This is a genomic window from Azospirillum sp. B506, from assembly GCF_000333595.1.
In the GTDB taxonomy this organism is placed as follows: Bacteria; Pseudomonadota; Alphaproteobacteria; order Azospirillales; family Azospirillaceae; genus Azospirillum.
Genome location: NZ_BADK01000520.1, coordinates 1 through 1,545, shown reverse-complemented (window position 1 = coordinate 1,545; position 1,545 = coordinate 1). Strand labels below are relative to the sequence as shown.

1 protein-coding gene and 1 pseudogene are annotated in these 1,545 nt (G+C 70.8%); both read left to right on the top strand.

Annotated elements, in window-relative coordinates; genetic code table 11:
• The first annotated feature begins 87 nt into the window (after positions 1–87).
• The gene (locus tag I71_RS15600; protein WP_042695767.1) at positions 88–1,005 is read left to right on the top strand and encodes a diguanylate cyclase domain-containing protein; all 918 of its coding nucleotides are present in this window, start codon (positions 88–90) and stop codon (positions 1,003–1,005) included.
• Positions 1,002–1,545 (top strand): annotated as a pseudogene (locus tag I71_RS15595) (molybdopterin biosynthesis protein); the annotation flags it as partial. The gene I71_RS15600 and the pseudogene I71_RS15595, both read left to right, overlap by 4 nt.

Here is a 1,545-nt window from a genome sequence, read left to right as displayed (position 1 = left end):
ACGGTCTCGACTTCCCAAGGCGCTTGGAATCGTGCAGCGGATCGCACGCGACCTCGGCCTTCCGTTACCGACGGTCTGAACGCGCCCATGGCCGATCCCCGCCCAAAGATCCTGGTGGTTGACGATATACCGTCCAACGTCCATGTGCTGAGCCGCATCCTGAAGGACGATTACGACATCTATTTCGCCACCGACGGCGAAAAGGCGTTGGATCTGGTGCAGGTGCGGATGCCCGACCTCGTGCTGCTGGACATCATGATGCCGGGGATGGACGGGTACGAGGTGTGCCGCCGGATCAAGGCCGATCCCACCACCCACGACATCCCGGTCATCTTCATCTCCGCCAAGAGCGAGGTGGAGGACGAGACCCGCGGATTGGAGGTGGGGGCCATCGACTTCATCACCAAGCCGATCAGCCCGCCCATCGTCAGGGCGCGGGTGCGCAACCACCTGCTGCTGAAACGCCAGACCGACCTGCTGCGCAGCCTGTCCTTCCTGGACGGGTTGACCGGCATCGCCAACCGTCGCCGCTTCGACGATGCGATGATGCGCGAATGGCGGCGTTGCGCCCGGTCGCACCTGCCGCTGTCGCTCGTCATCCTCGATGTCGATTATTTCAAGGCCTACAACGACCATTACGGCCATCAGGCCGGCGACGAATGCCTGCGCGTGCTGGCCGAGATGCTGTCGGAGCGGGTGCGGCGGCCATCCGACCTCGTCGCCCGCTATGGCGGGGAGGAGTTCGTCTGCCTGCTGCCGGAGACCGACGGCCCCGGCGCCATCCGTGTCGCGGAGGGCTTCCGGGCCGGCGTCGCCGAACGCCGCATTCCGCACGTCCAGTCGCCGGTCGCCCCCTATGTCACCATCAGCCTGGGCGTCGCCACCGTGATCCCGTCCGCCGGGAGCAGCCCGGACCGGCTGGCGGAAATGGCCGACCAACTGCTCTACCGGGCCAAGCGTGCCGGACGGAACCGCGTGCAGGACGCCATGGTGCCGGCACTGTGACCGCGCGGACGCCATCCGCGGTCCAGGATGTCCGGGGCCGCGGTTTCCCCCGTCGCGCCGCGGTGGCCGATGCCTGGGAGTGGATCGACCGCCGGGTGGCCGCACCGTCCGCGCGGGTTCTGCCGCTGGCGGACTGTGCCGGACTGGTGCTGGCCGGCGACGTCGTGGCGGCCTGTGACTGGCCGCCGGCCGACCGGGCGGCGGTGGATGGCTATGCCGTGGCGGCGGCTGACACGCTTGGCGCCGGCTCCTACAACCCGGTGCCGTTGACCGCGGCGGTGGCGGTCGCTGCCGGCGACCCGCTGCCGCCGGGCTGCGACGCGGTGATCCCCTACGAAGCGGCGCAGGCCGTCGGCCCCGTCGTCGAGGCCATCGACGCGGTAGCGCCTGCCGGCGGGGTGGAGCGGCGGGGGGCCTGGACCGCCGCCGGAAGCCGGCTGCTGCCGGCCGGGCGGCGCCTGCGCCCCGGCGACCTCGGCCTGCTTGGCGCTGCTGGGCACGACGCCGTGCCGGTCCTGCCGGCGCCGAGGGTGCGCCTCG

What these genes read in the sequence shown, in the direction of transcription:
- I71_RS15600 (WP_042695767.1), top strand. Translation starts at nt 88, where the DNA reads ATGGCCGATCCCCGCCCAAAGATCCTGGTGGTTGACGATATACCGTCC.